7 protein-coding genes are annotated in these 6,628 nt (G+C 34.1%); all 7 read left to right on the forward strand.

Annotation, left to right across the window (positions count from 1 at the left end):
- The first annotated feature begins 5 nt into the window (after positions 1–5).
- The 7 genes from DW205_RS12615 to DW205_RS12640 all read left to right on the forward strand — a co-directional run bounded on the left by DW205_RS12615 (position 6) and on the right by DW205_RS12640 (position 6,448).
- Entirely contained in the window at positions 6–1,133 is a 1,128-nt protein-coding gene (locus tag DW205_RS12615; RefSeq protein WP_005864127.1) for a glycosyltransferase, read from the forward strand.
- A 143-nt stretch (positions 1,134–1,276) separates the two neighbouring features.
- A complete protein-coding gene (locus DW205_RS12620) occupies positions 1,277–2,119 on the forward strand; it encodes a DUF6625 family protein (protein WP_005864125.1) in 843 nt (280 codons plus the stop codon).
- An 11-nt stretch (positions 2,120–2,130) separates the two neighbouring features.
- Positions 2,131–2,511 carry a hypothetical protein gene (locus DW205_RS22275; RefSeq protein ID WP_005864122.1) on the forward strand — a complete coding sequence of 127 codons (381 nt, stop codon included), beginning with the start codon at positions 2,131–2,133 and terminating at the stop codon, positions 2,509–2,511.
- Positions 2,480–3,514, forward strand: coding sequence for a radical SAM/SPASM domain-containing protein (locus DW205_RS12630; RefSeq protein WP_034530794.1), 1,035 nt, complete (start codon positions 2,480–2,482; stop codon positions 3,512–3,514). The genes DW205_RS22275 and DW205_RS12630 overlap by 32 nt, the downstream gene beginning before the upstream one ends.
- Before the next feature lie 20 nt (positions 3,515–3,534).
- Complete coding sequence (locus DW205_RS22140; RefSeq protein WP_005864116.1) at positions 3,535–3,708, forward strand: hypothetical protein; 174 nt, start codon at positions 3,535–3,537, stop codon at positions 3,706–3,708.
- Between the two features lie 43 nt (positions 3,709–3,751).
- Positions 3,752–5,308, forward strand: coding sequence for a radical SAM/SPASM domain-containing protein (locus tag DW205_RS12635; RefSeq protein WP_005864114.1), 1,557 nt, complete (start codon positions 3,752–3,754; stop codon positions 5,306–5,308).
- A gap of 12 nt (positions 5,309–5,320) precedes the next feature.
- On the forward strand, positions 5,321–6,448 hold the full coding sequence (locus tag DW205_RS12640) for a 6-bladed beta-propeller (protein ID WP_005864112.1): 1,128 nt from the start codon (positions 5,321–5,323) through the stop codon (positions 6,446–6,448).
- Positions 6,449–6,628: the final 180 nt, after the last annotated feature.

Here is a 6,628-nt window from a genome sequence, read left to right on the forward strand (position 1 = left end):
TTACCATGCGTTTCGCTATTCTCTCCCCTATTTATCCCTATCGTGGCGGTATCGCCCAATTCAGCGGGATGCTCTATACGGAATTAGTAAAAGAAGGTCATGAAGTAAAGGCTTTCAACTTCAAACGTCTTTATCCGGATATCTTATTTCCCGGCAAGACTCAATACGTAGAAGCGGGAGACCGTGCGATCGAAATCGAGAGCGTGCGAGTATTAGATAGCGTCAACCCGGTTAGTTATTTCAGTACCGTAAACGCCATTCGTTCCTATGCGCCGGACGTACTGATTATCTCTTACTGGATGTCCTTTTTCGTTCCCGGATACGCCCACGTAGCGAACCGGATGAAGAAGCATTGCAAGGTAATCACCCTTATCCACAATGCGATTCCCCATGAGCCGCGTTTCTTCGACAAGCCTTTAGCTTCGTTACTTTTCAAGCAATGCCATGGCTTTATCGTGATGAGCGATAACGTGCGGTATGATTTGCGGAAACTTTACCCGGGCGCTAAATATATCCAGAACCCACACCCGCTTTACAATCATTTCGGGAGTAAGATCAACAAGAACGAGGCGTGCCGGAAATTAGGAATCCATCCGTCCAAAAAGAATCTTCTATTCTTTGGACTGATACGGGATTATAAAGGATTAGATCTGCTGATAGAAGCGATGGGACAGCTTAACGAGGATTACCATCTCATTATAGCCGGCGAATGTTACGGTAGTTTCGAGAAGTATCAGGCTCTGATCGATGCATCTCCGGCAAAAGAACGTATATTCGTCCACTGTGAATATATCAGCGACGAGGAAATCCCCATTTATTTCTCAGCGGCGGATGCCTTGGTACTCCCCTATCGCTCCGCCACTCAAAGCGGTGTCGTATCCGTAGCCTACAATTACGATTTACCTATGTTAAGTACTCCCGTAGGCGATTTCAAGAACAGCATCGAAAAGCCGGGTACAGGCATCGTAGTGCCTGAGATATCCGCAACGGCCCTCGCCCAAGGTATCGAGGAACTTTTCACCCCCTCACAGCAAGCCACCATCCCTGCGAACATATCCAAAGAAAAAGCAGCCCTCTCGTGGGAAACCCTAACGAGAAAACTGCTCGATTTTATCAATAGCGGTTTCATCTAGGACTTACTGACTATTTTCCACTTGACATTCTCTTCAAACAGCACAGATAGATGCATTTTATTTTTTTAACGCAAAAAAAATAAAAGACATACATACTTATTTCTCTAAAATCATTACATTGCGAAATCACGTTAAATACAAGAATGAGAAAACAAATATTGATAATATGCATCTACATAGGAGAATTACCTTGGTATTTTAAATTCTTCCTAAAATCTTGTTCCTTCAACAAGGACATTGACTTTCTCATCCTTTGCGATCAAGACATGACTAGTAAAGGGATCTCTAACAATATTAAAATCAAAAGATATGATCTACAAGACTTTAAAAAAGATGTTCATAGATCTTTAAACATCAATACTCCAATTCAAAATGGATACAAACTATGTGATTTTAAACCGGCATATGGTTACATATTTTCTAGATATATAGAAGGCTATGATTTTTGGGGATACTGTGATATTGATGTCATTTTTGGGAATATAAGAGCATTTATAACAGAAAATATACTTTCTAAATATGAAATTATAACTGTCCGTCAAGATTATTTATCCGGGTGTTTTACATTGTTCAAGAACGAACATAAAACAAACACACTATTTATGCAAAGCAAAAATTATCTAAAAGTTTTTCTATCTGAAAAAAACTTTTGCTTTGACGAAACAAACTTTGCTTTTGATGAATTTGCAAAATCAAAAGATGCATATAATATAAATACAGAGATAGAAAGCATGACTCATGTTGTATTAAAAATGAAAGATAAAGGCTTATTAAAGCCATACTTCAACCTTCATATCCTTGAAGGACTACCTGGAAATATGACATGGAAGAAAGGAACCCTATTATATAAAAACAAGTATGAGGTTTTATTATATCACCTAATATTCTTTAAAGATTTCTTCAAACAATATAACAAAAGTACTGTACCGGATGAATTCATTATAGAGCAAACAAGAATAACTGAGATTTCCGCATTTAGCTATTAAAATCTATTCATATGGAAGATCTATTTAAAACATACAAAAGGAATGTTGCATTAGGTATTAATATAGACAACCTATATTACATATACGACAGGTCTTCTAATAACATTTTAGAAGTCAGTAAATATATCTATGAAAATCTAGATTATCTATCACTTTTTGAAAGTTCCATTGAAAATATTTTTATTAATAAAAAACTTTCAGCAAACTACTTTAATCAATGGATTCCTAAGCTCAACACATTAAAACAAAACATAGATAATACGTTATCTGAATTAACACTAAATATTACAGAAACGTGCAACTTCAGATGCAAGTATTGTTTCTTTAACAAAAAAAATAGAAGAATCATACTCCAAATCAATGTCCTTAAAAACAGCAAAAAAAGCAGTTGATTTTTATTTCAAAAACAGCAATAATTGCAACCACCAAATATCATTCATAGGAGGAGAGCCTCTACTCAAGTTCAACTTAATAAAAAAAATTGTTGAATACATAAAAACATTCAACAACAAAGTATCATTCACAATCATAACAAATGGCTCTTTATTAAAAGAAGACATATTAAATTATCTAATTGAAAACATGTTTCATATAACTATAAGTTTTGATGGAGAAAAAGAAATTCAAGGATTGAACAGATTATCAAAAGATAAAAAAAACAGTTTTGATATAGTATATAACAATATACGCAAAATACAACTAAACAACACAAGATACTTCGAACAATATGTAACAATAAATTCCGTATATTCAATCAATATAACAAGTTCCCTTTCCGAATTCACCAACTATCTAGAAGCACATTTCAAAAATAAATTTGCTATAAATATTCAATCATCTGAGATAAACGATGAATACACGAAATTCCATAATAATTTCACAAAATCCTTTTTATCAATATATGAAAATATACACATACAAGGATTCGAAAATAGCTCCCCCCCTTTATTTATAATTTCCAGCGACTTACATAAAAAGATGATGTTCTTTTCAAGAAGATCAAACAACATCCTGCAAGAAGAAACAAGATTTATTCCCATAAAAAGCTGCCTTCCTTACTTAAACAAGATATATATATCACCGACAGGTGACATTTTCATGTGCAGCGATTTATATTACATAAAAGGATTTAATATCGGAAATATTGATAAATCTATAGAATTAAACAAGCTACAAGATATAATGACACAATACACTAACTTCAGAAATAAAACATGTAAAAAATGTTGGGTTTATAGATTCTGCGATTTTTGTTTTTATACATTATATGCTTCTAAAGAACGAAAAGGAATAAATAAATATTGTAAAATAATAAAATATGATTACGCCCAAGTCATCAAATCATATATTAAGATATTAAAATCAAACGGGAGTGCGTTTGATATATATTACTAACATATAAAATTATTCAGCGTATGAAACAAAAAACGAAGAAAATCTCATGGGAAAACTTTAAAGACGAGATTAAAGTAATCTCTGCCGGACAGCAAAAGTTACTCACCGGAGGTGGATGTGCTTGCTGCATCTGTAGCCCAGGTAATGGGAATAGCGGTTTAGGAGGCTCAACCAAAGCTTCAATTTCACATTAATAACCTGCGGGGAGATTTCTCTCCCCGCATAAGCTTTCACTTTATGGAAAAACTAGAATACAAAAATAGCCCAGTACTAGGTTTCATTTTAAATTCAAAATATTACCTATACGATAGATATTCCAATTCCATTTTTACAGTTCCAAGAATATTTTTTGAGTATTTAGACGATCTAATTAGCCTTGACACAGATGAATTCACTCAAAAATATCATAATATTTTTTCAAAAGAGGAGATTATAGATCTATTTAAGACATTAGATTATTGCCAAAACGACAAAAAACTAATAAAACCTAATAGAATACCTAAATTCACCATTTCATCCATCTATTCTAACGCTAAAAAAGTAGAAAAGAAACTCAAAAAAGAATTAACCTTCCTATGCATAAATATAACTGAAGAATGTAATCTCAGATGCGAGTACTGCATATTCTCTGGGAAATATACGAAATCAAGAAGACATAACAGCAACAATCAAATCGAGTGGAATTATATAGAAAAAGGTGTTAATTTATTCTTAGAACACAGCACAGACTCTAATATTAGAAAAATAGGTTTCTATGGAGGCGAACCTCTTCTATATTTTGACATAATAAGAAAAACTATCAATTATGTCCGAAGTAAATGTGATAACGCAATTTTCACAATTACCACAAATGCAACTTTACTAAAAGACAAAATTTTGTCTTTCTTTGTAGAAAATAATGTAGAGATCACCATTAGCCTAGATGGTCCTCAAAACATTCATGATAAAAACAGGATTTTTCCTAATGGCGTTGGGAGTTTTAACACCGTCATAAAAAACATAGAATCTATCAAACGATTACATCATGATTTTTTTGAAAATAATATAAAATTCTCAGCGACATTATCACCTGGGAAATACAAAATCAAAGATTTAATTGACTTTTTTACATACGATATGTTCCCTACGCTGAAAAGAGCAGACCTTCCATTAAGTCTTAATTATATAAATTACGAAGAAAATAAATATTTAAGCGAAGTAAAATATTTAGATTGGACAAAAAAAACTGAAAACGAAATTTTTAAGTTATATAAAAAAATCCATATAAAAGGAATCAATAAAACTTCTGAAATACCAGCAGTTCTAAGAGCCCTACCTATTCATCGAGAAATGATGTATATCAATTTAAGAAGTAATATAGCTTTTGATGAATTTAAGTTCTTTTGGCCTAATGGAGCCTGCATACCTGGGATGAGAAGTATTTTCTTGAATTCTAAAGGGATCTTTTTGCCATGCGAGAAACTAAATTCAGAAACAGAGTTTTGCATAGGTGATGTATCAACAGGATTTGACATAAAAAAAATATCACAACTCATAGCAGATTACTCAAGAGAAATAGCTCCACTATGTTCCAACTGCTGGGCATTTAGGTTTTGTGGGGAATGCTGGACAACCGCAGTAAAGAATGGACAAATATCAAAAGATTTTAGATCGCAATATTGCAGTTATATAAAAAGTTATTGGGCAAGAAGGCTATTTTTGTATACAGAAATAATCGAAAAAAATCCCAAAGCATTCTCTTATCAAGGAAGTATAGATTATCCTGAATTTATGTCTCACATGATTAACGAATAAACTAAAACAACCATGAACAAATACATTACATATCTATTCCTTTTATTATTATCTTGCGGAAAGCCCCAAGATAATAACGGTATATTCACAATGGATCTATCCAAAGATGACCTTCCCAAAACAACGGTATCATTGGATGATTATACAACCAAATGGACAAGGATAGATCTTGAGACTACTGAAGATTGCCTACTTGATCCATCGTTTAACATCTACCCTACAGATCATTTTATTGTCGCTTATTCCTTTAATCGAATCCTCGTATTCGACCATACAGGACATTTTATCCGCGAGATCTCCCATTTCGGAGAAGGTCCCGACGAACATGGTCTTTTATTCAACTGTACAGTCAATCCTACGAGTGAACAACTTGTCTTCGTAGAAATGGGAAATACCGAAGAAATAATTCGTTATGATCTATCGAGTGGCAAACAATTGACTGCGATACCAATCGTCGCAAAAAAGCAGTTATGTGACTTATTATTTATCAAGGACTCTACACTTGTCTGCTTCCCATACGCAGGCAATCAAAAGCAAATGGCCTACAAACAAAATCTAGCCGGGGAATGGATTGGAACACCCCCCATTCCCATCTCCGAACCGGCAGGTCCATATAATCCCATACCTATCAGTCTATTTCAAGTGGATAATCAATGGATCTATAAAGGGATCTACGAAGACACGCTTTACTTAGTGAATAATTTAGAACCTTTCGCTCGTTTTTCAAGGAAAGACATCAGTCCATCAAAAACAGAATTAGAGGTACAGAACAGCTCTTTTATAAATCATCTGTTTACCTCTAACGGAATGTCATTATTCGGATACCCGCAATATCAGTTAAAAGAAGTATCTGAAGGCATATTCGATTTAGTTTTAGTTGATTTTCGAGCCTTCCTTTTTAATCACGCAGACAAACAAATTCTTGAAATAGAAAAAATGAACTGCCCACCTCTGTCAATTATTTATGAACAAAAAAATTTAAATGATCTATTCATGCTGATCTCCTCCCGGAACCCGAAGAAATTGGTACTAAAAGTTCCAGCGGAATTCATGGGAAAAGAAGAAGATGAAAACCCAGTCTTATTCATATCCGACTTGATATATCCAAAGAAAAAGCAGCCCACTCGTGGGAAACCCTAACGAGAAAACTGCTTGGCTTTATCCATAACGAATAATCGTTACCAATTTCCACCTAGTTGTAGAGACGGGGCGTGCCCCGTCTCATCTCCTCAAAATGGAAACTTTAAAATACCCATTAGTCTGTGCCGAGACGGGGCACGCCCCGTCTCTACAACTGGATATTTAGGCTGTCTTGTCTTT

The sequence above is a fragment of the Parabacteroides sp. AM17-47 genome (assembly GCF_003434625.1).
Lineage (GTDB): Bacteria > Bacteroidota > Bacteroidia > Bacteroidales > Tannerellaceae > Parabacteroides > Parabacteroides distasonis.